19 protein-coding genes are annotated in these 25307 nt (G+C 74.0%); 8 read left to right on the forward strand and 11 right to left on the reverse strand.

The genetic code is table 11. The features are described from left to right. Positions 1–1209 carry an RNA-guided endonuclease TnpB family protein gene (locus AB0C87_RS38325; RefSeq protein ID WP_360581649.1) on the reverse strand — a complete coding sequence of 403 codons (1209 nt, stop codon included), beginning with the start codon at positions 1207–1209 and terminating at the stop codon, positions 1–3. Positions 1210–1340: 131 nt separating this feature from the next. Here AB0C87_RS38325 and AB0C87_RS38330 point away from each other — a divergent pair, with 131 nt between their 5' ends. Beyond that, positions 1341–1730, forward strand: a complete 390-nt coding sequence (locus AB0C87_RS38330) for an STAS domain-containing protein (protein ID WP_360581650.1) — start codon at positions 1341–1343, stop codon at positions 1728–1730. Here the strand turns inward: AB0C87_RS38330 and AB0C87_RS38335 are convergent. Next, a complete protein-coding gene (locus AB0C87_RS38335) occupies positions 1690–2724 on the reverse strand; it encodes a winged helix-turn-helix domain-containing protein (RefSeq protein ID WP_360581651.1) in 1035 nt (344 codons plus the stop codon). The genes AB0C87_RS38330 and AB0C87_RS38335 overlap by 41 nt on opposite strands. A 59-nt stretch (positions 2725–2783) precedes the next feature. Here AB0C87_RS38335 and AB0C87_RS38340 point away from each other — a divergent pair, with 59 nt between their 5' ends. The 3 genes from AB0C87_RS38340 (at position 2784) to AB0C87_RS38350 (ending at position 11210) form a co-directional block, all read left to right on the forward strand. Continuing rightward, on the forward strand, positions 2784–4013 hold the full coding sequence (locus AB0C87_RS38340) for an MFS transporter (protein WP_360581652.1): 1230 nt from the start codon (positions 2784–2786) through the stop codon (positions 4011–4013). Continuing rightward, entirely contained in the window at positions 4004–5416 is a 1413-nt protein-coding gene (locus AB0C87_RS38345; protein ID WP_360581653.1) for a radical SAM protein, read from the forward strand. The genes AB0C87_RS38340 and AB0C87_RS38345 overlap by 10 nt, the downstream gene beginning before the upstream one ends. 223 nt (positions 5417–5639) lie before the next feature. After that, on the forward strand, positions 5640–11210 hold the full coding sequence (locus tag AB0C87_RS38350; RefSeq protein ID WP_360581654.1) for a carboxyl transferase domain-containing protein: 5571 nt from the start codon (positions 5640–5642) through the stop codon (positions 11208–11210). 57 nt (positions 11211–11267) lie between these two features. Here the strand turns inward: AB0C87_RS38350 and AB0C87_RS38355 are convergent, their stop codons facing one another. Then, positions 11268–11609, reverse strand: coding sequence for a HEAT repeat domain-containing protein (locus AB0C87_RS38355; protein WP_345182926.1), 342 nt, complete (start codon positions 11607–11609; stop codon positions 11268–11270). Positions 11610–11679: 70 nt separating this feature from the next. Further along, positions 11680–12123 (reverse strand): MarR family transcriptional regulator, encoded by a 444-nt coding sequence (locus tag AB0C87_RS38360; RefSeq protein ID WP_353831095.1) that lies wholly within the window; start codon positions 12121–12123, stop codon positions 11680–11682. Positions 12124–12174: 51 nt separating this feature from the next. Here AB0C87_RS38360 and AB0C87_RS38365 point away from each other — a divergent pair, with 51 nt between their 5' ends. From AB0C87_RS38365 to AB0C87_RS38380, 4 genes are all read left to right on the forward strand, one after another. Next, complete coding sequence (locus AB0C87_RS38365; RefSeq protein WP_345182924.1) at positions 12175–13320, forward strand: ABC transporter substrate-binding protein; 1146 nt, start codon at positions 12175–12177, stop codon at positions 13318–13320. 91 nt (positions 13321–13411) lie between these two features. After that, positions 13412–14818: an APC family permease gene (locus tag AB0C87_RS38370; RefSeq protein WP_360581655.1), complete on the forward strand. Its 1407-nt coding sequence runs from the start codon at positions 13412–13414 to the stop codon at positions 14816–14818. Beyond that, positions 14815–15825: an acetamidase/formamidase family protein gene (locus AB0C87_RS38375; RefSeq protein WP_345182922.1), complete on the forward strand. Its 1011-nt coding sequence runs from the start codon at positions 14815–14817 to the stop codon at positions 15823–15825. Before AB0C87_RS38370 ends, AB0C87_RS38375 begins: the two co-directional genes overlap by 4 nt. A 141-nt stretch (positions 15826–15966) precedes the next feature. Continuing rightward, positions 15967–17319, forward strand: a complete 1353-nt coding sequence (locus tag AB0C87_RS38380; RefSeq protein WP_345182920.1) for a hypothetical protein — start codon at positions 15967–15969, stop codon at positions 17317–17319. 66 nt (positions 17320–17385) lie between these two features. Here the strand turns inward: AB0C87_RS38380 and dacB are convergent, their stop codons facing one another. The 7 genes from dacB to pelF are packed head-to-tail and all read right to left on the reverse strand — an operon-like array spanning position 17386 to position 25306. Then, positions 17386–18960, reverse strand: coding sequence for a D-alanyl-D-alanine carboxypeptidase/D-alanyl-D-alanine-endopeptidase (gene dacB / locus AB0C87_RS38385; protein ID WP_360581656.1), 1575 nt, complete (start codon positions 18958–18960; stop codon positions 17386–17388). Between the two features lie 56 nt (positions 18961–19016). After that, positions 19017–19703, reverse strand: a complete 687-nt coding sequence (locus AB0C87_RS38390) for a spherulation-specific family 4 protein (RefSeq protein WP_345182918.1) — start codon at positions 19701–19703, stop codon at positions 19017–19019. Beyond that, positions 19700–20752, reverse strand: a complete 1053-nt coding sequence (locus AB0C87_RS38395) for an NAD(P)-dependent oxidoreductase (RefSeq protein WP_360581657.1) — start codon at positions 20750–20752, stop codon at positions 19700–19702. The genes AB0C87_RS38390 and AB0C87_RS38395 overlap by 4 nt, the downstream gene beginning before the upstream one ends. Further along, positions 20749–21483, reverse strand: a complete 735-nt coding sequence (locus AB0C87_RS38400) for a nucleotidyltransferase family protein (RefSeq protein ID WP_360581658.1) — start codon at positions 21481–21483, stop codon at positions 20749–20751. Before AB0C87_RS38400 ends, AB0C87_RS38395 begins: the two co-directional genes overlap by 4 nt. A 28-nt stretch (positions 21484–21511) precedes the next feature. Then, entirely contained in the window at positions 21512–22507 is a 996-nt protein-coding gene (locus AB0C87_RS38405; protein WP_353831089.1) for an SDR family NAD(P)-dependent oxidoreductase, read from the reverse strand. A 13-nt stretch (positions 22508–22520) separates the two neighbouring features. Continuing rightward, positions 22521–23861 carry a hypothetical protein gene (locus AB0C87_RS38410; protein WP_360581659.1) on the reverse strand — a complete coding sequence of 447 codons (1341 nt, stop codon included), beginning with the start codon at positions 23859–23861 and terminating at the stop codon, positions 22521–22523. Then, positions 23858–25306, reverse strand: a complete 1449-nt coding sequence (gene pelF, locus AB0C87_RS38415) for a GT4 family glycosyltransferase PelF (RefSeq protein ID WP_360581660.1) — start codon at positions 25304–25306, stop codon at positions 23858–23860. The genes AB0C87_RS38410 and pelF overlap by 4 nt, the downstream gene beginning before the upstream one ends. Position 25307: the final 1 nt, after the last annotated feature.

The raw sequence follows: 25307 nt of genomic DNA on the forward strand, positions 1-25307 counted from the left end.
CTATGGGCGGGAGGTTCCAGCGATCGCCCGCTGGGTTTCCTGCTTCGCCGACGACCGCCTCGTCCGGGAGGCGTCCCGTTGAGGTCTTACACCGTCTCCACAGGCGGTCACCGCCAGCCCGGCGGCCAGGATGTTGCGCGCGGCGTTCACGTCGCGGTCATGCACGGCTCCGCACTCGCACGTCCATTCGCGGACGTCCAGCGGCAGCTTCGCGCGCACCGTGCCGCAGGTTCCGCACAACTTGGAGGAGGGGAACCAGCGGTCGACCACGACCAGGTCGCGGCCGTACCAGGCGCACTTGTACTCCAGCATCGTGCGGAGCGCCGCCCACGCCGTATCCGAGATGGCGCGGGCGAGTCTGCGGTTCTTGAGCAGGTTGGCGACGGTGAGGTCCTCGATCACGACCGTTTGGTTCTCACGGACGAGACGAGTCGACAGCTTGTGCAGGAAGTCGCGGCGCCGATCGGCGATCCGCGCGTGCACGCGGGCGACCTTGCGGCGGGCCTTGTCCCGGTTCGCCGAACCCGGGGCCTTTCGCGACAGCTCCCGCTGCGCCTTGGCCAGGCGGGCGCGGTCGCGCCGCTCGTGCCGGGGGTTGGCGATCTTCTCCCCGGTCGACAGGGTCACCAGCGAAGTGATCCCGGCGTCGATCCCGACCGCCGCGTCCGTGGCGGGGGCGGAGGCGACGCAGTCCTGGCACAGCAGGGACACGAACCAGCGCCCGGCACTGTCGCGCGACACCGTCACCGTGGACGGCTCCACACCCTCGGGCAGCGGACGCGACCAGCGGATGTCCAGCGGCGCGGACATCTTCGCCAGAGTGAGGCGCCCGTCGCGCCAGGTGAAGGCGCTGCGGGTGTACTCGGCCGACGCACGCGACCGCTTGCGCGACTTGAAGCGCGGATAGGCGGCCCGCTTGGCGAAAAAGTTGGCGAACGCCGTCTGAAGATGGCGCAGCGCCTGCTGGAGCGGGACGCACGACACCTCCGCCAGGAAGGCGAACTCCGCCGTCTTCTTCCACTGTGTCAACGCGGCCGACGACTGCACATAGGAGATTCGGCGCCGCTCGCCATGCCAGGCCCGGGTGCGCTCCTCCAGCGCCATGTTGTACACCAGCCGCACACACCCGAACGTGCGCGACAACTCAGCCGCCTGCTCACCGGTGGGATAGAAGCGGTACTTGAACGCCCGCCTGACCTGGCGCGCCATGCACCACGTTCTAGCAGCCGCGGAGCCCGCCGACCCCGCGGACACCGAAACGTCCTAGCTTTCCAACCCTGCTCCCTAGGAGTCCGTTTTCTCCCTGGCCTGAAGGCCGGGGCATCCACGGAGGAACCCTGATGACCGCCTTTGTTCCCGATACTCCGCTGCGCGTGGTCGCCACCCTTTCCGGGGCGCGCTCGCTGCGGATCGAGATTGAGGGTGATCTGGACTTTCACACCGCCGACAGGCTGGTGGCCACCGTCCGGACGCAGATGGAGGACAACCCGGACGTCCGCGAGCTGGAGCTCGCCTGCGGCGGGATGGGCATGTGCGACTCGGCCGGCCTGGCCGCACTGCTGATGGTGCACCGCCGGACGGCCGCGGCCGGCGTCCATCTCGCGCTGACCGGCCGGAGCGTGCGGCTCGACCGGCTCCTGGACATCACGGGGACGCTGGACCACCTCACCGGCGCTTCGGCCGAGACCGTCAAGAACGAGGACCAGGACCAGGAACTGCCCCAGCGGTGACCTCGGGGGCGTGCGGGGGCCGGACGCCGTCCACGAGTGCGTCGCCGGTGGCCGTCCGGTAGTAGAGGACGGAGCGGCCGGCGCGGCGGCGGTCGACCAGGCGGGCGTCGAAGAGGACCCGGAGGTGGCGGCCGACCGAGCCGAGCCCCTGGCCGGTCAGCGCCACGAGCTGCGTGGTGCTCAGCGGCGTGGCGAGCAGGACGAGGACGCGGGCGCGCCCCGGGCCGAGGAGGCGTTCGAGCGCTTCGGGGACGGCGGCCTCGCCCGCGCCGGCCAGCGGGGCCGAGCAGGGGTAGACGATCGCGTACCGGTCGGGGTCCGGCTCCTGCCAGGCCACCCATCCCGTCCGGGGCGTGACCGGGACGAAGAGCAGCCGGGCACCGGAGATGTCGCGCGGCGGGAAGTCGAGGACGTCGATCTGGAGGCGGCCGTCGCCGAGCCAGCGCATCCCGGGGCGCATGTCGTCCAGGGCCGCGGCCCATCCGCCCTGGCCCAGCTGCCCGGCGCGCGCGACGGCGTCGGCCTCGACAACGCGGCGGCGGCGCTCCCAGTCCGGCTCGACGGCGTGCGTCCACACCCACTCCAGCAGGCCGGCGATCCGCTCGGGGGCGTCGGGGCGGCGCAGCGCGGCGGGCAGCGGGCCGCCGGACGAGACCTCCAGGTCGGCGTAGGCCCGCTCGGGCGGAGTCCGGCGGACGGTGTCGAGCTCCTCCTCGAACGGCGGCGAGCCCACGCCCGGGTGCGGCGGCGTCAGGAAGTCGGCGCTCCACCTGGTCCTGGCGCCGAGGGCGGCGTCCAGCAGCGCGGCGGTGACCGGGTCGCGCCGCAGCATCCGGCGGTAGGCGGGCAAGTGGGCGTCGAGCCAGGATCGCTCCCCCGGATGCGCGGCGGCGCCCTTCTCCAGGAGCTTCACGCAGGCGGTGGTCTCCGCCAGGGCGGAGACGACGAAGCGGCCGCTCGCGAGGGTGTCCGCGTTGACCTGCCACAAGCTCACGTTTCGCCTCCTCGCGAAACTCTACCGGCCCTCCGGCGGCGGCCCCGAACCTGGCGGGCATGCGCACGTATCGGGATCTCTTCCGCGCCCCGGAGTACACGCCGCTCCTCACGTCGTTCACGGTCCAGGAGTCCGCGCAGACGGTCAGCGGCCTGGCGCTCGGCACGCTGGTGTACGAGTCGACCCGCTCGCCGCTGCTGTCGGCGCTGAGCATGTTCGGCGGCTCGTTCGCCCAGATGGCGGGCGCGCTGACGCTGCTGTCGGCCGCCGACCGCCTGCCGCCGAGGACCGCGCTCGCCTGCATGGCCCTGCTGTTCGGCGCGGGGACGGCCGTCCTGGCGGTTCCCGGCCTTCCGCCGGCGGCGCTCCTCGCCGTCGTGGCGGGGCTCGGGCTGGTCGCCTCGCTGCGGAGCGGCGTCTGCTACGGCCTCCTGAGCGAGATCCTGCCGGACGAGGGGTACCTCCTCGGGCGCTCCGTGCTGAACATGGCGGCGGGGACGACGCAGATCGGCGGCTTCGCGGTCGGCGGCGTCCTCGTGGTCGCGCTCTCGCCCCGGGGCGCCCTGCTCACCGGCGCCGCGCTCTACCTTCTCACCGCCGTGGTGGCGGTCACCGGCCTGGGCCGCCGGCCGCCCCGGGCCGCCGGGCATCCAAGCCTCGGCGAGACGTGGCGGACCACGGTGCGGCTGCTCTCCTCGGGTCCGCGCCGGTACGCCTACCTCGCGATGTGGGTGCCGAACGGCCTGATCGTCGGCTGCGAGGCCCTCTTCGTCCCCTACTCGCCGCGGCACGCGGGGCTGCTGCTCGCCGCGGCGGCCGTCGGCATGCTGGTGGGCGACACCGCCGCGGGCCGGTTCGTCCCCCGCCGCCTGCGCGAGCGGCTGAGCCCGCCCCTGCTGCTCCTGCTGGCGGGCCCCTACCTGCTGTTCGCCGTCGACCCGCCGCTCCCGGTCGGCGCGGGCGCCGTCCTGCTGGCCTCCGTCGGGTACGGGTCGACGCTGCTGCTGCAGGAGCGCCTCATGGCGCTGACCCCGGTCCGCATGCACGGGCACGCCCTGGGGCTGCACTCGTCCGGGATGCTCACCATGCAGGGCGCCGGGGCGGCGCTGGCGGGCGGCGCCGCCCAGGCGACCTCGCCCGCCGCCGCCATGGCGATCATGGCCGCCGCGTCGGTGGCCGTCACCCTCGCCCTGGCCCCGGGGCTCCGCCCACACGGGATCTCCACACGATCCGCACACGGCGGACGCCACCGCGGCGGTGGGGAGGCGTCCAATGAGACATGCGCGTGAAGATGATCCTCCCGGCCCTGACCGAGGCGACCTCGCCCTTCTTCCGTCCGATCAAGTACTCGCTGTTCCCGCCGCTCGGGCTGGCCACGCTCGCCGGGTACCTCGACCCGGACGACGAGGTGACGGTGACCGACGAGCACGTGCAGAAGGTCGACACCTCCGACGAGCCCGACCTCGTGGTGATCCAGGTCTACATCACCTCCGCGCGGCGGGCCTACGAGCTCGCCGACCTCTACCGCGCCCGGGGCGTCCACGTGTGCCTGGGCGGGCTGCACGTCACCTCGCTCCCGGACGAGGCCGCCCGGCACGCCGACACGATCTTCTGCGGGCCCGGCGAGGACACCTGGCCCCGCTTCCTCGCCGACCTGCGCGCCGGCCGCCCGGCGGCACGCTACGACTCCTCCGAGCGGACGCTCGCGGCGCTGCCGCCCATCCGCCGCGACCTCATCGCCCGCGAGCGCTACCTCGTCCCGAACTCGATCGTGGTGTCGCGCGGCTGCCCGCACGTGTGCGACTTCTGCTACAAGGAGGCGTTCTTCGAGGGCGGCAAGTCGTTCTACACCCAGACGGTCGACGCGGCGCTCGCCGAGATCGACCGGCTGCCGGGGCGGCACCTGTACTTCCTGGACGACCACCTGTTCGGCAACGCCCGGTTCGCGTCCGCGCTGTTCGACGGGATGCGCGGCATGGGACGGCTCTGGCAGGCGGCCGGGACGGTGAAGGCGGTGCTCAACCCCGGGCTCCTGGAGAAGGCCGTCGAGTCGGGGCTGCGGAGCCTGTTCGTCGGCTTCGAGACCGTCAACGCCGGGAACCTCACCGAGCAGCGCAAGTGGCAGAACATCGACCGCGACTACGGCGCGGTGGTCCGCCGGCTGCGCGACAACGGCGTGATGGTCAACGGCAGTTTCGTGTTCGGGATGGACGAGGACGACCCGTCGGTGTTCGACCGCACCGTCGAGTGGGCGATCGGCCAGGGGATCGAGACGGCCACCTTCCACATCCTGACCCCCTATCCGGGGACCCGCCTCTACGACCGGATGGCCAAGGCCGACCGCCTCCTGCACTCCGACTGGGACCGGTACGACACCCGCACGGTCGTCTTCAAGCCCGCCAGGATGACCGCGCAGCAGCTTGAGGACGGCTACTGGCGCGCCTACCGCGACTTCTACCGCTGGGGTTCGATCCTGCGCGGCGCCTCCACCAAGCCGACGCTGCGCGGCAGGACCCGGCACGTCGCCTACGCCGGAGGATGGAAGAAGTTCGAGCCCGCGTGGGACCTGGTCATCCGCGCGAAGAGGGCGGGCCGCGCGCTGCCGCTGCTGGAGGCGATCCTGTCGGGCTTCGGCAGCCGACCGGCCCGCTCCGGGGCTCGCCGGGAACCGGAGCCGGCTTCCGTATCCTGATCCTTTCGCGCGTGCGGCGGGGGCGACCGGTTTTGCAGGTTTCCTACAACTACAGCGGCGCAGCGTGCGTTGTCGGCGGCATGGCGCCTTCGCCCTCTGGGCGGAAAGGTGAGTGTGTCCGGGTGCGCCGCGTCCCGGCGCCGCACGTCGTCCAACAACGCGCATCGCCAGACAGCGCGCACCGCCAGGAAGCGCGCACCGTCTAACAGGAGGGCTCGGTCGGGTGTTCAGTCGTGTCGCCATCGTGAACCGGGGTGAGGCCGCCATGCGGCTCATCCACGCCGTACGGGACATCGCCGCGGAGAGCGGGACGCGGATCGAGACCGTCGCCCTGTACACCGATGTCGACCGGACGGCCACCTTCGTCCGCGAGGCCGACCTGGCCTACGACCTCGGCCCCGCGTCCGCCCGGCCGTACCTGGACCTGGAGGTCCTGGAGCGCGCGCTGGTGGAGACCGGCGCCGACGCCGCGTGGGTCGGCTGGGGCTTCGTCGCGGAGGACCCGGCGTTCGCGGAGCTGTGCGACCGGATCGGGGTGGCGTTCGTCGGGCCGAGCGCGGAGGCCATGCGCCGGCTCGGCGACAAGATCGGCGCGAAGCTGATCGCCGAGGAGGTCGGCGTGCCGGTCGCGCCGTGGAGCCGCGGCGCGGTCGAGACCCTGGACGAGGCGATCGCGGCGGCGGAGCGCATCGGCTACCCGCTGATGCTGAAGGCGACCGCGGGCGGCGGCGGCCGCGGCATCCGAGTGATCACCAGCGCGGCCGAGCTGGCGGACGCCTACGAGCGCACCAGCCAGGAGGCGGCGCGGGCCTTCGGCAGCGGCGTCGTGTTCCTGGAGCGCCTCGTCACCGGCGCCCGGCACGTCGAGGTCCAGGTGATCGCCGACGGCGAGAGCGCGTGGGCGCTCGGCGTGCGCGACTGCTCGGTGCAGCGCCGCAACCAGAAGATCATCGAGGAGTCGGCGTCGCCGGTGCTCGGCGCCGAGCAGACCGCCGAGCTGAAGGCGTCGGCCGAGCGGCTCGCCGTCGCGGTCGGGTACCGCGGCGCGGCGACCGTCGAGTTCCTGTACCACCCCGGCGACCGGATGTTCGCGTTCCTGGAGGTCAACACCCGCCTCCAGGTCGAGCACCCGATCACCGAGTCCACCACCGGGTTCGACCTGGTCAAGGCGCAGCTGCACGTGGCCTCCGGCGGACGGCTCGACGGCGCTCCGCCGGTGGAGCGCGGGCACGCGGTCGAGGCGCGGCTGAACGCCGAGGACCCCGACCGCGACTTCGCCCCCTCGCCGGGCCGCATCGTCCGGCTGGACCTGCCCGCCGGGCCGGGCATCCGGGTGGACACCGGCGTCAGCGAGGGCGACACGATCCCCGCCGACTTCGACTCGATGATCGCCAAGATCATCGCCTACGGCCGCGACCGCGACGAGGCGCTCGGCCGGCTGCGCCGCGCGATGACCCAGACCACGGTGATCATCGAGGGCGGCGCGACGAACAAGAGCTTCGTGCTCGACCTGCTCGACCGGCCCGAAGTGATCGACGCGAGCGCCGACACCGGCTGGATCGACCGCGTCCGCGCCGAGGGCGGCCTCGTCACCCACCGGCACTCCGCCGTCGCGCTGGCCGCCGCCGCCATCGAGGCCTACGAGGAGGCGGAGGGCGCCGAGCGGCGGCGGCTGCTGTCGACGGCGTCCGGCGGGCGCCCGCAGGCGCGGCACGAGAGCGGCCGGCCGCTGGACCTCAAGCTGCGCGGCGCCGGCTACCGGGTGCGGGTGGCCCGGGTCGGCGCGGACCGGTTCCGCGTCGCCGTCGAGGCGGGCGGCGAGGTCCGCACCGCCGACGTCGAGCTCGAACGCTTCGACCGGCACCTCGGCCAGATCACCGTCAACGGCTCCCGGTACCGCCTGCTCACCGGCACCCACGGCCCGGTCCACTTCGTCGAGGTGGACGGGGTGGCGCACCGGGTCAGCCGCGACGAGGGCGGCGTCGTCCGCTCGCCCGCGCCGGCGCTGGTCGTCGCCACGCCCCTGGAGGTCGGCGCCGAGGTCGAGGCGGGCGCGCCGGTGCTGGTCCTGGAGAGCATGAAGATGGAGACGGTGCTGCGGGCGCCGTTCAAGGCGCGGCTGAAGGAGTGCGTCGTCTCCGTCGGCAGCCAGGTGGAGACGGGGGCGCCGCTGCTGCGGCTGGAGCCGCTCGCCGACGAGGCCGAGGCCGCGGACGTCGCGGCGACCGGCGCCGTCGAGCTCGATCTGCCCGCCGCGCCGGGCGCCGTCCCGGCGCGCGAGCGCGCGGCCCGCGGCCAGGAGGACCTGCGCAGCCTGCTGCTCGGCTTCGACGTCGACCCGCACGACGAGCGCCGGGCCCTGGACGGCTACCTCGCCGCGCGCCGCGCCGCCGCCGCCGACGGGCACCGGCCGGTGGCCGAGGAGCTCGGGCTCATCGACGTGTTCGCCGACCTCGCCGAGCTGAGCCGCAACCGCCCGGCGGGCGGCGACGGCACCGACGGCGGCCACGTGCACAGCGCCCGCGAGTACTTCCACACCTACCTGCAGAGCCTGGACGTCGAGCGGGCCGGGCTGCCTCAGGCGTTCCAGGCCAAGCTCGCCAAGGCGCTCGGCCACTACGGCGTCACCGACCTGGAGCGCACCCCCGAGCTCGAGGCGGCGGTGTTCCGGATCTTCCTGGCGCAGCAGCGGGCGGCCGCCGACGCCTCGGTCGTCGCGACGCTGCTGCGCGAGTGGCTCGGCGAGCCCCCGCCGGACGAGGCGCTGCGCGAGGCCGCCGGCCTGGCGCTGGAGCGGCTGGTGGCCGCGACGCAGGTCCGGTTCCCCGTGGTGTACGACCTCGCGTGCGGCGTGGTGTTCGCCTGGTTCGCCCAGCCGCTGCTGCGCCGCAACCGCGCCGCCGTCTACGCCCGCGTCCGCCGCAACCTGCGGCACCTGGACGCGCACCCGGACGCGCCGGAGCGCGAGGAGCTGATCGCCGAGATGGTGCGCAGCACCGAGCCGCTGGTGCGGCTGCTCGGCCAGCGGCTCGTGCGCGGCAACGGCGACAACGCGGTGATGCTGGAGGTGCTCACCCGGCGGTACTACGGGAACAAGGGCCTCACGGGCCTGCACACCCGGGAGGCGGGCGGCTGCTCGTTCGTGGTCGCCGAGCACGCGGGCTCGCGCCTGGTCTCCTCGGCGGTGCGCTTCGACGCGCTCGGCGCCGCGCTGCGCGGGCTCGCGGAGCTGGCGGACGGCGGCGAGGACGTCGACGCCGACATCTACCTGTCCTGGGAGCGGCAGCCCGAGGACTTCGACGCGATGGCCGCCGCGCTGCAGGAGGTCGTCAACGCGCACCCGCTGCCGCCGCGGATCCGCAGGATCACCGCGACGGTCGCGGGCAGCAGCGGCGCGGTGATGCACCACCACTTCACGTTCCGCCCGGCGGAGGGCGGCGGGACGGATGAGCGGAGCGATCCGGGGGGTGTGGGGGGTCGCCCCCCCACAGGCGGGACGGATGAGCGGAGCGATCCGGGGGGTGTGGGGGGTCGTCCCCCCGCAGGGGGCATGGCCGAGGAGCGGCTGATCCGCGGCCTGCACCCGTTCATCGCGCAGCGGATGCAGATGGAGCGGCTGCACAAGTTCGACCTGACCCGGCTGCCGTCCTCGGACGAGGAGGTCTACCTCTTCCAGTGCGTGGCGCGCGACAACCCGTCCGACGACCGGCTCGTCGCGTTCGCGCAGGTGCGCGACCTGACCGCGCTGCGCGACGGCGACGGGAAGCTGCGCTCCCTGCCGACGGCCGAGTACACCCTCGCCACCTGCCTGGACTCGATCCGCAGGGCGCAGGCGCGGCGGCCGTCCAAGAAGCGGTTCCCCACCAACCGCATCGTGATCTACGTCTGGCCGACGAGCGACCTCACCCGCGCCGAGCTGCAGCGGCTGGCGGGCCGCATGCTGCCGGCGGCGGCGGGGGCCGGGCTGGAGGAGGTCCTGCTCATCGCGCGGCAGCGCGACCCGCGGACGGGCGAGCCGGTCAAGATCGCCGTCCGGGTCGCCTTCGACGCCACGGGCGGCACCCGGCTGACCGTCGGCGCGCCGTCGGACGCGCCGGTCGAGCCGCTCGACGGCTACCGGCAGAAGGTGCTGCGGGCGAGCAGCCGCAACACCGTGTACCCGTACGAGCTGACCGGCCTGCTCGGCGACTTCGTCGAGCACGACCTCGACGACGCGAACGTCCTGGTCCCGGTGGACCGGCCGAAGGGGCGCAACACCGCGGCGATCGTCGCGGGCGTCGTCTCGAAGCGGACCCGGCGGCACCCGCAGGGCGTCACCCGGGTCGTGCTGCTCGGCGACCCGACCAAGTCGCTCGGGGCGCTGTCGGAGGCCGAGTGCCGCCGCGTGATCGCCGCGCTGGACCTGGCCGAGCGGATGCGGGTGCCGCTGGAGTGGTACGCGCTGTCCTCGGGCGCCCGGATCTCCATGGAGTCGGGCACGGAGAACATGGACTGGGTGGCCGCGGCGCTCAAGCGGATCGTCGAGTTCACCCAGGACGGCGGCGAGATCAACGTCGTCGTCGCGGGCATCAACGTCGGCGCCCAGCCGTACTGGAACGCCGAGGCGACGATGCTCATGCACACCAAGGGCGTGCTGATCATGACGCCGGACTCGGCGATGGTGCTCACCGGCAAGCAGGCGCTCGACTTCTCCGGCGGCGTCTCGGCCGAGGACAACTTCGGCATCGGCGGCTACGACCGGGTGATGGGCCCGAACGGGCAGGCGCAGTACTGGGCGCCGAACCTCGTCGCCGCGCGGGACATCCTGATGTCGCACTACGACCACACCTACGTCGCGCCCGGTGAGCCGGGGCCGCGCAATGCCGGCACGACCGACCCCGTCGACCGGGACGTCTCCGCCTTCCCGCACGTCCTGGAGGGCAGCGAGTTCACCACGGTCGGCGAGATCTTCTCCGCCGAGGCGAACCCGGACCGCAAGAAGCCGTTCGACATCCGGACCGTGATGCGGGCGCTGTCCGACCAGGACCACCCGGTGCTGGAGCGCTGGGCGGGCATGGCCGACGCCGAGACCGCGGTGGTGCAGGACGTGCACCTCGGCGGCATGCCGGTGTGCCTGCTCGGCATCGAGTCGCAGTCGGTGCCGCGGCGCGGCTTCCCGCCCACCGACGGCCCGGACGCCTACACCGCCGGCACGCTGTTCCCGAAGTCGTCCAAGAAGGCCGCGCGGGCGATCAACGCGGCCAGCGGCAACCGGCCGCTGGTGGTGCTGGCGAACCTGTCGGGCTTCGACGGCTCGCCGGAGTCGATGCGGCAGCTCCAGCTGGAGTACGGGGCCGAGATCGGCCGGGCGATCGTCAACTTCCGCGGCCCGATCGTGTTCTGCGTGATCTCCCGGTACCACGGCGGCGCGTTCGTGGTGTTCTCCAAGGCGCTGAACCCGAACATGACCGTGCTCGCGCTGGAGGGCTCGTTCGCGTCGGTGCTCGGCGGCGCCCCGGCCGCCGCGGTGGTGTTCGCCGCCGACGTCAACGCCCGGACGGCCGCCGACCCGCGGGTGCGGGACCTGGAGGGCCGCGTCGCGGCGTCCTCGGGGCCGGGCCGCGCCGCGCTGACGGCGGAGCTGGACGAGCTGCGCGCGACGGTCCGCACCGAGAAGCTCGGCGAGGTGGCCGCCGAGTTCGACCGCGTGCACGACATCCGGCGCGCGGTGGAGGTCGGCTCGGTCGACGCCGTCATCCGCGCCGCCGAGATGCGCCCGCGGATCATCGAGGCGATCGAGGCCCGTCTGAAGTGACCCTCGGGGGCGCGGGGGCCGTGCCCCCGCGCCCCGGCGGCGTGCCCGGCGCCGGGGCTAGAAGAGCCAGCCGCCGGCGTGCGCCTCGTCGAGGATCTCGTCGGCCTCACGGGTGTCGAGCATCTCCAGCCCGCGGACCGCCCAGAACCGCAGCGACTCGTCGGGGCTCTCCAGCTGGGCGCGGAACACCTCCAGGGCCTCCGGCGCGCGGGCCTCGGCGATCAGTTCGAGCAGCCAGCACCGCAGGCCGGGGTCGTCGCGCTCCGCCGCGAACTCCGCGATCAGCTCGCCGACGTAGGCGTCGGCGTGCTCGCGCAGGAAGTCGAACGCGTCCTCCCGGACCCGCGGCTCCCTCGTCCGCATCTGCTGCATGGCCTGATCGAAACGCCGCCGCGACATGCGCCGACCCTACGGCCGCTCCCTGACAAAACGAACACCGGCGCCCCCGCGGTGCATAGGGGGCGCCGGGTCAGCGGAGGCCCTTCCAGAGGTCGGACAGGAGGCCGGACAGGTTCTGGATCGTGTCGCCGTGGCGCTCGGCGAGGGCCTGCTCGTGCGCGCGTGCCAGCGCCTCCAGCCGCTCCAGCTTGGCGCGGCCCAGGTCGGAGACGTGCACCGACACACGGCGGCGGTCCCGGGTGGAGTGGGACCGGTACAGGTAGGCCGAGTCGACCAGGGCGTCCACGAGCCGGGTCAGGGTGGGGTGCGGGATCTCGACGATGAGCGCCAGCTCGCCCATCGAGACGTCGTCGGACGCGGCGAGGGCGCGCAGCACCCGCCACTGCTCGACCGTCGCGCCCTCCTCGTCCAGGCGGGCGCCGAGGCCGCGGGCCAGGGCCCGCTGCGTGCGGGTGAGCAGGTCGACGAGTTCGGTCTCCGCCGTGCGCGCCGCCGCGCCGTGCCGCTCGACCACCCGGTGCCTCCCTCGCCAGCCGCCCGTGGGAAGAGCATACTTGGCCTGGTCATGAGGGGTTCGGCGATCATGCGCGCGGTGGTGCGGGACGGCACGGGGTTGCTGGTCACCGGGCCGGATCCCGCCGTGCTGCGGCTCGGGCTGCTGCTGCCGCTGTCGGGGCCCCTCGGCCTGACCGGGCCGTCCGGGCTGAGCGCCGCGTGCCTGGCCGCGACCGAGGTCAACGCCTCCGGCGGGGCGGCCGGACGGCCCGTCGAGCTGGTGCCGGTGGACGCCGGGCGGGCTCCGGGCGCGGTGGCGGGCGAGGCCCGTTTCCTCGCCGACGCCGGGCTCGTCCAGGCGTTCGTGGGGTTCCACACGAGCGACGTGCACCGCGGCCTGGAGGCGGCGCTCGCCGGGCGGGCGCCGTACGTGTTCACGCCGCCGCACGAGGGCGGGCCGCGGCGGCAGGGCGTGGTCCTGCTCGGCGACTCGCCGGACCGGCAGCTCGGCTCCGCGCTGCGCTGGCTGAGCGCGCGGCTTCGGCTGCGGCGGTGGGCGCTGCTGGGCAGCGACTACATCTGGCCGCGGGCGGTCCACCGGGCGGCGGCGCGGCAGGTCCGGGCGGCGGGCGGCGAGGTGGTGCTGGACCGGCTCGTGCCCTTCCCGTGGGCGGAGGGCGACGACCCGGAGGCGCGCTTCGAGGAGGTCGTGCACGCGCTGGCGCGGACGGGCACGGAGGCGGTCCTGCTCAGCCTGGTCGGCCGCGACCTGGCCGTGTTCAACCGGGTGTTCACCGCCTCGCGGCTGTCCGCCGGGGTGGTCCGGCTGTCGGGGGCGCTGGAGGAGAACGTCCTGCTCGCCACCGGCGGCGACGACACCGGGGAGCTGTACTCGGCGATGCGGTCGTTCGCCGGGCAGGGGGACGAGCGGCAGCTCGCGCTCGCCGAGCGGTACCGGACGGTGTTCGGCGAGGCGGCCCCCGTCCTGGACGCCTACGCGGAGGGCTGCTACGACGGCGTCCACCTGCTGGCGGCGCTGGCCGCCGCGGGCATGCTGACCGCGCGGCAGGGGCGGTCGGCGTCGGCGCGGCTGCTGGCGGGCGCCGACCCCGTCGCGCGGCGCGCCTGGTCGGCGGCGCCGCTCGGCCCGCCGCGCCCGGAGGGCTACCTGGCCAGGGCGGACGGGCTGGACCTCACCGTCGTCACCCGCCTCTAAGATCTTTGCGGATCAAATCTTTTCATTTGAAAAGATTGCCTCTAGGGTTCGCTGAGCGGGAACGACCCGCGTCCTCGCCCGAGGAGGGACCATGGCCGTCGACCCCACGCCGCCGGAGGGCATCGAGCGCTACGGGTACACCCAGGAGCTGCGGCGCTCCCTCACGTTCCGGGACCTCGTGGTCTACGGGCTGATCTTCATGGTGCCGATCGCGCCGTTCGGCATCTTCGGCAGCGTCTTCGAGGGCTCGGGCGGCATGGTCGCGCTCGCCTACGCCATCGGGATGCTGGCCATGCTGTTCACCGCCGGCTCGTACGCGCAGATGTCGCGGGCGTTCCCGATGGCCGGGTCCGTCTACACCTACGCCGGACGGGGCATCGCGGCGCCGGTCGGGTTCCTGTCCGGCTGGATGATCCTGCTCGACTACGTGCTGGTGCCGGCCCTGCTGTACCTGATCGCCAGCGTGGCGATGAACTCGCTGGTGCCCGGCGTCCCGGTGTGGCTGTGGCTCATCGCGTTCGTCGTGCTCAACACGGCCGTCAACTTCTTCGGCATCGAGATGACCGCGCGCATCAACCGGATCATGCTGGTCGCCGAGCTGGTCATCCTGGCGGTCTTCCTGGTGGTGGGCCTGGTGGCGCTCGCCCAGGGCAAGGGCCACGGCGGCGGAAGCCTCAGCCCGATCTACAACGGCTCGACGTTCTCGTGGGGGCTGGTGTTCGGCGCCGTGTCGATCGCGGTCCTGAGCTTCCTCGGCTTCGACGGCATCTCCACGCTGGCCGAGGAGAACCGCGAGTCGGCCCGCGCCATCGGACGGTCCATGGTGGCCGCGCTGCTGCTGGTCGGCGTGCTGTTCATCGTCCAGACGTGGGTGGCCTCGCTGCTGGTCACCGACCCGGACAAGCTCGTCAACGAGGGCGACCCGGACGGCACCGCGTTCTACGACGCCGCACGGGTCGCGGGCGGCGCGTGGCTGGCCAAGCTGACCGCGCTGGCCACCGCGATCGCGTGGGGCTTCGCCAACTCGCTGGTCGCGCAGGCCGCGACGTCCCGGCTGCTGTACGCCATGGCGCGGGACCGGCAGCTGCCGAGGTTCCTCGCCAGGGTCCATTCCCGGCGGCAGGTCCCGGTCAACGCGACCCTCCTGGTCGCGGCCGTCTCGCTGGGCCTCGGCCTCTACATGGAGCAGCGCGAGGACGGCATCACCCTGCTCAGCTCGCTCGTCAACTTCGGCGCCATGACGGCCTTCCTGGTGCTGCACGTCTCGGTCGTCGTCCACTACGTCGTCCGGTCGGGCAGCCGGGACTGGTGGCGCCACCTGATCGCGCCGGCGATCGGCTTCGGCATCCTCGCCTACGTGGTGGTCAACGCGAAGGTCGCCGCGCAGGAGCTGGGCTTCCTGTGGCTCGGCGTCGGGCTGGTGCTGCTGGTCGGGCTGCTGGTCACCCACCGCCGTCCGGCCCTGGCCGGCATCGCAGAGGAGGAGAACGAGAAGTGACGTTCGACGTGGTCTCCATGACGGGAACCGAGCCCGGCTTCGCGTTCGGCGGGCGGGAGGCGGCGCTCACGGTCGCGCCCGGCACCGTCGTGGAGCTGACGACCGAGGACTGCTTCGGCGGCGCCGTCCGGGGAGTGGACGACCTGCCGAGCCGGGTGTGCTCCTTCCCCTACCTCAACCCCGTCACCGGCCCCATCGCCGTCGCGGGCGCCGAGCCCGGCGACGCGGTCGCGGTGCACTTCGCGGACATCCGCCCCGCCCGCGACTGGGCGGTCTCGTCCACGTTCCCGCACTTCGGGGCGCTGACCGCGACGCACACGACGGCGATGCTGCACCAGGCCCTGCCGGAACGGGTGTGGATCTACGACGTGGACGCCGCCCGCGGGATCTGCCGCTTCCGCGCCCGCGAGAGCGACCTGGAGATCGAGCTGCCGCTCGACCCCATGCACGGCACCGTGGGCGTGGCCCCGGCCGCCGGCGAGGTGATCATGAGCATCACCCCGGGCGCGCACGGCGGCAACATGGACACCCCGGAGATGCGCGCGGGCACCACCGCGTACTTCCCGGTCAACGTGCCGGGCGGCCTGATCTCCATCGGCGACGGCCACTGCCGTCAGGGCGAGGGCGAGGTCTGCGGCACCGCCGTGGAGGCGGCGATGGACACCGTCGTGGTCGTGGACCTGATCAAGGGCGCCGCACCGGCCTGGCCGCGCCTGGAGGACGACCTCCACCTGATGTCCACCGGGTCGGCCCGCCCGCTGGAGGACGCGTTCCGGATCAGCCAGCACGACCTGGTCACCTGGACGTCGTCGCTGCTCGGCCTGGACGAGCTGGACGCCTACCAGCTGGTCAGCCAGGCGGCGCTCGCCCCGGCGGGCAACGTCGTCGACACCAACTACACGATGCTCGCGAAGATGCCCAAGACCGCGCTGCCGGGCGTCTCCGCCTACGACGGCGTCCACGCGCGCCTGCGCGACACCGCCGAAAGCTACCTCTCCCAGCGCTGACGACGCCGGGCTCCGCCTCCCACTTCATCACTCTCCGCGTTCATATAATTCCGATGCGTTGCGACGTTCGGGGGCGGAGCGCGGCCGCGCGCTCCGCGGGGAGGGGTGTGCGTCTTGAGGACGAGCTGGAAAGTGGCGGGCGTGGCCGTCGGGACGGCCGCCGCGGCGGTCGTGTCCGCGGGATGGTCCGTGGGGACGGCGGCAGGCGGCGGCCGGTGGAAGCTGGTCGCGCAGGAGCGGTTCGACCGGCCGCTGCGCGTCGACGGGGCGCCGTGGCGGCTCGACCCGCAGGGGCCGCGCAGCCCGTGGGCGGTCGACGCGTTCGACGACGACGGGGCGGCCTGGAAGAAGATCAGCGGGCCGCTGTTCGAGCGGCAGATGAAGACCCTCAACGTGTTCCGCAAGCGCGTCGCCTTCGGGCAGCGGGGGTGGCTGACCGCGGAGGTCGCCGCGGTCGACAAGGACCGCGACGGGCGTCCCGACTCCCGTCCGGGGCTGTCGGCCGTGACGCTGCCGGGCGGGCACCGCGTCGCGCGGATCTCCGAGCCGAGCTGGGACGCGGGCGTCCTGATCCGGCCGACCCGCCCGCTGCCCCGGTACTACCGGGTGGAGATGACGCTGCGGGGCATCCGGTTCGGCGGCAAGCGGGGCGGCACGTTCGACTACGACGGCAGGCACAACGGGTACACCAGGGAGCCGTGCAAGACCCGGTACCCGTGGACGTTCCAGGGCGCGCTGCCGGGGAAGTCCCGGTGCCAGTACCCCGACGTGACGCGGGAGAACGGGTTCTACTACCTGACGATCCTCGACCACGCGAACCCGGCGCCGCACGGCAACCCCGGGATCCACTTCCGGCGCAAGGCCATCATGGACGGCTACTACAGCGACGACGCCCGCTGGAAGAACGCCGCGACCTGCGACCCGAAGACCCGCACGATGTACCGGACGTTCGACGGCACCTTCAACGGCGTCAACGCGCTGTTCCCGCGCGGCGACCTGTTCCGCGAGACCGCCAACAACAACATCAGCAACGAGTACTACGCCAAGACCGCGTGCGGGGAGGCGTCCATGGACCGGCGGTACGGGCCGGGCGGCCGGTTCGAGGGGCACCTCACCAGCGCCGAGCTGCGGCCGGAGCTGATGCCGAAGGCCGCCTACCGGTTCGCGATCGAGCGCGACCGCACCGGGTACACGCTGGAGATGAGCGGCCCGTTCCTGCACACCGGGCAGACCACGCTGCGCGTCCACCACGACTTCGTGGAGAACGGGCGCCCGATCTGGCACTACAACCAGACGCCGGACGAGTACGACGGCCGGTTCGACCGCAGGCTCGTCCACAGGGGCCCGGCCGGGACGTACACGACCGAGCACAGCTGGCCCAAGGGCTCGGCCTACCCCGACTCCTTCATCATCGGCGACCCGCACCTCAACTACTACGAGGGCGAGGCGTACGTCGACGACGTCCGCCTCTACGTCCCCGAGCACCAGGGGTGAACGCCGGCGGGGCGCGTTCCGCCGGCGGCGGGACGCGCCCCGCCCCTGGTCAGAGACGGTCGCCGGTCAGCAGCGGCCGATCCAGGAGCACTCCAGCTGCGGGGCGTTCCCGGAGGTGCGGAACGTCCGGACGGCGGCGGGGTCTCCCCCGGCCAGCCGGATCGCGACCTTGTCCTCGATGTCCTTGGGCGCCGCGCCCCGGTAGCCGTTCAGCACGACCGAGAAGACGAGCCGCCGCCCGGACGGGTCGGTGACGTAGCCCGAGAGCGCGGAGACGCCGGTCAGCGTCCCCGTCTTGGCGTGCACGTTGCCCGCGGCCGGGGTGTTCCGCATCCGCGACCGCAGGGTGCCGCCGTCGAGCCGGTCCGGGTCGCCGGCGACCGGCAGCGCCCGGTACCAGGTGCTGAACCAGGGCGCGCTCTGCGCCTTCTTCAGGAGGGTGCTGACGTCCTGCGCGGTCGTGCGGTTCTCGCGCGACAGCCCCGATCCGTCGGCCATGTCCAGCCGTGCGGTGGGGACGCCCTGGCCGCGGGCGTACCTCTCGACCACGGGCAGGCCCGCCGTCCAGCTCCCCTCGCCCGCCTTCTCCCGGCCGATCGCCTTGACCAGGGTCTCGGCGACCATGTTGTTGCTGAGCTTGAGGAACGGCACCATCAGCCGCGACAGCGGCATCGAGGAGCGGGCGGCGAGCGCGGCGGCGCCCTTCGGGGTCCGGCCGCGCTCGGTGGCGCCCTCGACCTCGACGCCGTGCGCCCGCAGCGCGCTCCGGAAGACGTCCGCCGCGTACAGACTGGGGTTCTCGACCGTGCGCAGGGTGGTGTAGGTCGCGCCGCCCGCGGGGTGGGAGCCGCTCACCACGATGGTGTCGCTGCCGTTGGCCCGGTTCACCGCCAGCGTGGACGGCGACCCGGGAGCGCCCGTGACCGCCCTGTTGTCGATCTTGACGGTACGGGTCGCCGGGGCCAGCCCGACCTCGACCGGCGCGCCCTCGGCGGCGCCCGGCCGCACCGACACCTCGACCGATCCGGCGTCGAAGTCGTCGTCCGGCGCGACGGTCAGCGCGGACGTCTGCGCGGCGTAGTAGTACTGCAGGTCGGTGGGGTCCCAGTGGGAGGGCGTGCGGACGGCGTCGAACCAGGAGTCGTCCGCGACGAGGCCTCCCTCGACGCGCCGGACGCCCCGCGCCGCCACCTGGGCGGCGAGCCGGTCGTAGTCGGCGGCCCGCGTCGTCGGGTCGCCGGTGCCCTTGAGGTAGAGGTCGCCCTTGACGGACGATCCGGACACCGCCCGCGCGTACACGCCGGTGCGGAACCGGTACCCGGGCCCCAGCAGCGACAGCGCCGCTCCCGACGTGTAGAGCTTCATGTTCGAGGCGGGCATCACCTGTGCCGTCGCGCCCCGCGAGTAGCGGACGGCGCCCGTGCGGGCGTCGCGCACCACGGCGCCGACGGTGGCGCCCTCCAGGCGGCTGTCGGCGAGGATGGCGTCGAGGTCCTTGCCCAGATCTCCCTTGGCGGCGGTGCTTGCCTTGGCGGTGCCTGCCTCGGCGGTGGCGAGCGCCGCGGGGTGCATGGCGGGAGCGGCGAGCAGGGACGTCCCGGCGACCAGGACGGACGTGATTCGCACCAGTGGTCCACGCATGGGGTGTGAGCGTAAAGCACCGGCCGGACCATCGCAGCGGAACGACACGACCCCGCTCAGTCCGCCGCGTAGACGAGGGAAAGCTCCCTGGAGAAGTACTCGGGCAGGCCGTTCCACGGGTTCGCTCCCGTCCGGTCGGTGATGTACACGACGCCTGCGTTGCAGCGTCCGGCCCGCGCGAGCGCGCGTGGGAGAACCGGGCGCGGCGCCGCGTAGACCAGATGGCAGAACCGCTCGGCGGGCATCCGCGTCGCCCACTCGGGTGCACGGACGTGCCGGTACGTCGACCACGGCCCCTCGAAGGTGACGAGCAGGTCGGCGAGCCGCGCGTACGCCTCGTCGGGGTACGCGCCGTGGTTGAGGACGACGTGCTCCGCGCCCCGCGCCCGGACGCCCGCCACGATGCGCCGGTACCGCAGCACGTGCTCGGGCCCGGCCGGCACCTGGTCGAGGAACACCGCCCGGACGCCGTACCACCGGCGGTACCGCCGCACCTCCTCCTCGATCTCGGCGGGCGGGCGGCGCCCGTACGCGGTGTCCACGTACCCGGCGAGCCGCACCCCGGCGGCGGACGTGCGGTGCGCGACGTCCGCGAACCCGCCGTCCCGTGCCGTGCCCGCGCCGCTGTCGACGTTGAGCACGACGGCGCCGAGGCGAGGGTCGGCGAGGTCGGTCCAGTCGACGGCGCCGGGAGGGAAGTACGCCGGCACGGCCACCGACGAAGCAAGCCCCACTCCGCTCATGCCGTGCTCCCCGCGGGAGGACGACCCCCCACACCCCCCGCATCGCTCCGCTCATCCGTGCTCCCTGTGGGAGGACGAGCCCCCACACCCCCCGGATCGCTCCGCTCATCCGTGCTCCCCGTGGGAGGACGACCCCCCGCACCCCCCGCATCGCTCCGCTCCTTTAGGAGGTGGTCCGTCCAGAGGTCGCGCAGTGACGTCGTCAGGTCGGTGGCCGGGGTCCAGCCGAGCGCCCGCCCGGCGGCGCCGATGTCGGCGCGCTGCCAGGCCACGCCCGCCGACCGGTCCGAGCCCGCGGCGGACTCCAGCACCCGGCTCCGCGCGCCGGTGACGCGCAGCAGCAGGGCCGCCATGTCCCGCAGCGGCGTGGCCCGCCCGCTGCCGACGTTCAGCACGGCGGGCAGCGCGCCGGGGGCGCGGACGGCGGCGACCACCGCGTCGGCGACATCGCGCACGTCCACGAGGTCGCGGCTCGCGTCGAGCGGCCCCACCCGCACGTCCTCGCCGGCGCCCGCCGCGCGGCGCAGCTCGGCGGCGAGCCGCCCGGCCAGCGTGGTGCCGGGCGCGCCGGGCCCGACCGGGTTGAACACCCGCAGGACGACCGCGTCGAGCCCGGCGGCGCGGACGAGCTCCGTCCCGGCCAGCTTCGTGACCCCGTACGGGCCGAGCGGGCGCGCCGGCGCGAGCTCCGAGACGGGCGTGCCCTGCTCGACGTGCCCGTACTCGGCGGCCGAGCCGAGGTGCACGAGCCGGACGGGCCCCGGCGCCGCCGCCACCCCCGCGAGGAGGTTCGCGACGGCGACGACGTTGCCCCGGACGAGTTCCGCGGGGGACCCGTGCGTGACCCCGGCGCAGTTGACGACCACGTCCGGCGCGACGCGCCGGACGGCCACCGCCACGTCGCCGGGGCCGGCGGTCAGGTCCAGCGGCAGGCCGCCGAGCCCCGGTGACCGTCCGGCCGCGACGACGTCGAATCCGGCGGCGGCCGCCCGCGCCCGGACGTGCCGGCCGACGAACCCCGTCGCGCCGACCAGCAGGATCCGGCTCATGACCGCCGGGAGGCCGGGACGCGGCCCTCCAGCAGTTGCGGGCGCATCGCGGGGAACTCGGCGTTGGCCCGGTCGTAGTCGGCGGGCCGGCCGATGTCGAGCCAGTACCCGTCGAACCGGTACGCGCGCGGATGGCGCCCGGCCGCCAGCAGGTCGAGGACGAGCTCGTCGAAGCCGAGCGGGAACCCCGGCTCGTACGCGGCGAGCGCGGCGGCGGACACCCCGTACACGCCCATGCTGACCTGGTAGTCGAGCGTGGGCTTCTCGGCGAACTCGACGACCCGCCCGTCGACGGCGGTGAGGACGCCGAAGTCGATGTCGACCTTCCGCGCGTACGTCGCGACGGTCAGCGGGGGCCGGGCGGCCCGGTGCTCGTCCAGCAGCCCGGCGAAGTCGAGGTCGGTGAGGACGTCGCCGTTGGTCACCAGGAACTCGGCGGGGAGCCGGTCCCGCATGGTCAGCAGCGGGCCGATGGTGCCGAGCGGCGCCTCCTCGGAGGCGTAGTCGACGCGCAGCCCCCACCGGCTCCCGTCACCGACGTAGGACCGGATGAGGTGCCCGAGGTGCCCGATGGCCAGCGTCACGGTGGCGAACCCCTGCCGGGACAGCTGGTGCAGCAGGATCTCCAGGATGGAGTACTCGTCGCCGATGGGGACGAGCGGCTTCGGAAGGGTCGTCGTGTACGGGCGCAGCCGCACTCCCTTGCCGCCCGCGAGGATGACGGCGTGCATGATGGTGCCTCACTAGAGGGTGTAGGTACTAGATGGTGTAGGTGGACGTCCGGTAGCGCGCCAGGTTGGCGGGGTCGAGGAACCACTCGACGGTCTGCTTGAGGCCCTCTTCGAGGGTGTGCCGGTGCCGCCAGCCGGTGACGCGGCGCAGCCGTCCGCTGTCGCAGACGAGGCGCATGACCTCCGACGCCGCGGGGCGCTCGCGGTCGGCGGCGCACCGGAACTCGGGGTCGGCGCCCATCAGGCCGGCGATGGTCCGGGCGAGCCGCCCCATCGAGATCTCCACGCCGGTGCCGGAGTTGAACGTGCCGCCGACGACGTCCCCGGCGGGCGCCGTGCCGAGCGCGACGAACGCCTCGGCGGTGTCGCGGACGAACGTGAAGTCGCGGGTGGGTTCGAGCGCCCCGACCTCGACCGCGCCGGTCCCGGCGGCGATCTGGCCGACGACGGTGGGGATGAACGCGCGCGCCGACTGGCGGGGCCCGAAGGTGTTGAACGGGCGCAGCGTCACCGCGGGCAGGCCGAACGAGGCGTGGTAGCTCTCCACCAGCTTGTCCGCCGCGATCTTCGTGGCCGCGTACGGGGACTGCGCCTGGAGGGGGTGCGACTCGTCGATGGGGACGCGCCGTGCCGTCCCGTACGTCTCGCTGGTGGAGGTGTGGACGAGCCGCGGCGTCTCCTCGTCCCGCACGGCCTCCAGGACGTTCAGGGTCCCGGTGACGTTGGCGTCGACGTACGAGCGGGGCGCCCGGTAGGAGTACGGGATCGCGATCAGCGCGGCCAGGTGGTAGACGGCCTCCGCGTCCCGGACCAGGCCGCGCACCGACGCCGGGTCCCGGACGTCGCCCGGCACCACGTCCACCTGCTCCATCACGTCGGGCGCGACGTCGTCGAGCCATCCCCAGGACGCGAACGAGTTGTACTGCACCATGGCCCGGACGCGATGCCCGCGTTCCACGAGCGCTTCGACCAGGTGGGAGCCGATGAACCCGTCGGCTCCCGTCACGGCGACCGTGTTCTGCATCGTTGTCTGCCCTTCATCGATGGGAGGTCGCACGGGCCAGGACGCGGCCCGCGTGGATCGTGAGGAGGACGAGCAGCCCGCACGCGGCGGCGAGCTGGACCGTGGCGGGGGCGGCGTCCGGCAGGGCCGTGGCCGCCGCGGCCTCGGCGGCCAGGGCGCACGCGTATCCGGCGAGGGCGGCGCCGATGCGGCCGCAGGCCTGCAGGACGAGGGCCGTGAAGAACGCGCAGCCGAGCGCGGCGAACCCGCCGAGCGTCCGCGCCGTGACGGCCGTGGCGGGCAGGCGGGCGATGACCGCGGCGGCGGCGGTGATCGCCAGCAGCGCCGCCAGGTACTGGACGAGCGCCCGGGCCAGGACGGTGCGGGCGGCGCGCGTGAACCCGGCCATCCCGGTGTGCGACCGCAGGAGGTCGTGGACGCGCCGGCGGTAGGCGTACAGGACCCATTCGGCGCAGCCCATCGACAGCGAGAGCGACAGCACCGCCACCGTCGTGGTCCCCGACGGGACGGGACGGCCCGCCAGAGCGCACAGCAGCGTGTACGTCAGCAGCCCGCCGGTCAGCACGCCGAAGAGGGCGAACGGCAGCGCCGCCCTGAGGTCCGCGCGCGTCACCTTTGCACGTCCGGCGCCGCGCGTGCAGAGGAGCGCGAGCACCGCCGTGGCCGCGAGCGACACCGCCCACGCGCCCCAGACCGCGGGGGGCGGCCCGTGCCCGGCGAGGTGGAGCGCCGCCGCGGCGACGCCGGGGAGCAGCGCCAGGAGGAGCCACGCCTCGGTGCCGCTGACCTGCACGGCCGTGGCGGACAGCAGGTAGGCCGACAGCCCGGCGGACAGCGCCGTGGCCATCGTGCCCGCTCCCGTCAGGACGCCCGCGCCGACCGTGGCCGGGACGACGACCAGCGTCCCGCCGGCAAGCCCGTAGCGCAGGACGCCGGACGCCGCCGCCCGGCCCGCGAGCCCCAGCCGGACGTATCCGAGGTAGGCCGTCCCCTGGCTGAACGCCCAGGACAGCAGCAGCGAGAACACCAGGAGGAGGCCCGCGCCCGTCCCGTCCAGCACCTGGGAAGCGGAGACGTAGCAGAGCCCGGGGAGGCCGAACAGCACGCCGCGCAGCAGGTGGCGCAGCGGCTCGGGCCTCCACGGCGCCTCGGCGTTCTCCGGCGGCGGCGGGCGGCGCGGCGTCCGGGCGTACAGATCCTCGGCGAGCGCGAACACGTCCGGATGGCCGTAGGCCTTGGCCGCCTCGTCGTTGACGCCCTCCGCCTCCAACCCGGCCGTGACCTCCAGCGCGTCGACGGCGCCCGCGCAGAGGTCGGCCATGCGCTCGCGCAGGCCCTCCACCGAGGCGCTCACGCGAGCCTCGCCTCGGCCGCCGGGCGGTTCGCGCCGCCGGGAGCGCGCAGCCCCGCGTAGATGTCCCGGAACGCGTCGATCGCGCGGTCCACGGTGAACAGCTCCAGCGCCCGCTCCCGCGCGGCCCGGCCGAGCCGCCGCCGCGCCATCTCGTCCCCGAGCAGCCGCAGGCACGCGTCCGCCATCTGGCGCGGCGCGCGCGGCGGGACGACCAGCCCGGTGTCGGCGACCGCCTCCCGCACCCCGCCGACGTCGGTCGCCACGGTCGCGCGGCCGCAGGTCATCGCCTCGATCAGCGTGTAGGGGAAGCCCTCGGAGATGCTCGACAGGACGACCACCGTGCCCGCCGCGTAGGCGTCGCGGATGTCGTCGACCCGCCCCTCGAACGTGGCCCGCCCGGCGATGCCGAGGTCGGCGACGAGCTCCTCGCAGCGGGCCCGGTACCGCTCCCCGCCGGACGGGGTGCCGCCGAACATCCGCAGCCGCGCCTCCGGCAGCTCCTCCCGCACCAGCGCGAACGCCCGGATCAGCGTCTCCAGGTCCTTGATCGGGTCGACGCGCCCCGCCCAGCTGAGGACGGGGCCGGCGGGTTCGGCGCCGGCGGCCGGGAAGCTCGCCGGGTCCACGCCGTTGTAGACCGTCTCCATGTTCCCGGGGTCGGCGCCGCACCTCACCTCCCACCGCTGGTTGTAGAGGTTGGCGGGGGTGAGCAGGTCGGCCGAGCGGTAACCCGCGGCGCACAGCAGGCGCATGAAGCCGAGCACCACCGCCTTGACCGGCCACGCGAACGGCGACCGCCGCATCCCGATATAGCGTTCCCGCAGGTAGATGCCGTGTTCGGTGAGGCACAGCGGGGTTCCGTGGGTCCATTTGGCGGCGAGGGCGGGCAGCACGGGGACGCCGTTGGACACCGCGTGCGTGACGTCGGCGCGCGGCGGCGGGACGGTCAGCGGGCGCAGCAGGTGCTCCAGCAGGTCGATCGCCGTGAGCGCGTCGTGGACGGTGGGCCGGACGCCGATCCGGTCGAACTCGTCGGCGCGGGCCGTCCAGGCGTCCATGAGCCAGCGGACGGGCCCCTCGGTGCGCATCGCCGCACCGAGGTCGCTCGTCCGCCCGAACTCGAACAGCCCGCGCAGGAGGTGGGGGAAGACCTCCGCGTCCCGGGAGGGCGCGAGGACCGCGTCCAGGAAGGGGCGCAGGAGCCGCTCGAACCGGCGGGCCTCGCCGCGGGACGGGGGCCGCCCTCCGGACGGCCCCCACATCGGGACGGACTCGGCGGTCACATGGCCGGGAAGGTCCCAGACCACCGGCTCCGACCCGGTGGTCGTGAGCGCCCGGACATGGAACGAGTGCTCCGGCATGCCCCGGACGAGCTGGTCGCACCAGACGCTCACGCCACCGTAGTTGTGCGGATACGTTCCCTCCGTCACCAGGGTGATCTCCAAG

The organism is Actinomadura sp. NPDC048021 (assembly GCF_040653135.1).
Lineage (GTDB): Bacteria > Actinomycetota > Actinomycetes > Streptosporangiales > Streptosporangiaceae > Spirillospora > Spirillospora verrucosospora.

What these genes read in the sequence shown, in the direction of transcription:
- AB0C87_RS38325 (WP_360581649.1), bottom strand. Translation starts at nt 1,209, where the DNA reads ATGGCGCGCCAGGTCAGGCGGGCGTTCAAGTACCGCTTCTATCCCACC.
- AB0C87_RS38330 (WP_360581650.1), top strand. Translation starts at nt 1,341, where the DNA reads ATGACCGCCTTTGTTCCCGATACTCCGCTGCGCGTGGTCGCCACCCTT.
- AB0C87_RS38340 (WP_360581652.1), top strand. Translation starts at nt 2,784, where the DNA reads ATGCGCACGTATCGGGATCTCTTCCGCGCCCCGGAGTACACGCCGCTC.
- AB0C87_RS38345 (WP_360581653.1), top strand. Translation starts at nt 4,004, where the DNA reads ATGCGCGTGAAGATGATCCTCCCGGCCCTGACCGAGGCGACCTCGCCC.
- AB0C87_RS38355 (WP_345182926.1), bottom strand. Translation starts at nt 11,609, where the DNA reads ATGTCGCGGCGGCGTTTCGATCAGGCCATGCAGCAGATGCGGACGAGG.
- AB0C87_RS38365 (WP_345182924.1), top strand. Translation starts at nt 12,175, where the DNA reads ATGAGGGGTTCGGCGATCATGCGCGCGGTGGTGCGGGACGGCACGGGG.
- AB0C87_RS38370 (WP_360581655.1), top strand. Translation starts at nt 13,412, where the DNA reads ATGGCCGTCGACCCCACGCCGCCGGAGGGCATCGAGCGCTACGGGTAC.
- dacB (WP_360581656.1), bottom strand. Translation starts at nt 18,960, where the DNA reads ATGCGTGGACCACTGGTGCGAATCACGTCCGTCCTGGTCGCCGGGACG.
- AB0C87_RS38390 (WP_345182918.1), bottom strand. Translation starts at nt 19,703, where the DNA reads ATGAGCGGAGTGGGGCTTGCTTCGTCGGTGGCCGTGCCGGCGTACTTC.
- AB0C87_RS38395 (WP_360581657.1), bottom strand. Translation starts at nt 20,752, where the DNA reads ATGAGCCGGATCCTGCTGGTCGGCGCGACGGGGTTCGTCGGCCGGCAC.
- AB0C87_RS38400 (WP_360581658.1), bottom strand. Translation starts at nt 21,483, where the DNA reads ATGCACGCCGTCATCCTCGCGGGCGGCAAGGGAGTGCGGCTGCGCCCG.
- AB0C87_RS38405 (WP_353831089.1), bottom strand. Translation starts at nt 22,507, where the DNA reads ATGCAGAACACGGTCGCCGTGACGGGAGCCGACGGGTTCATCGGCTCC.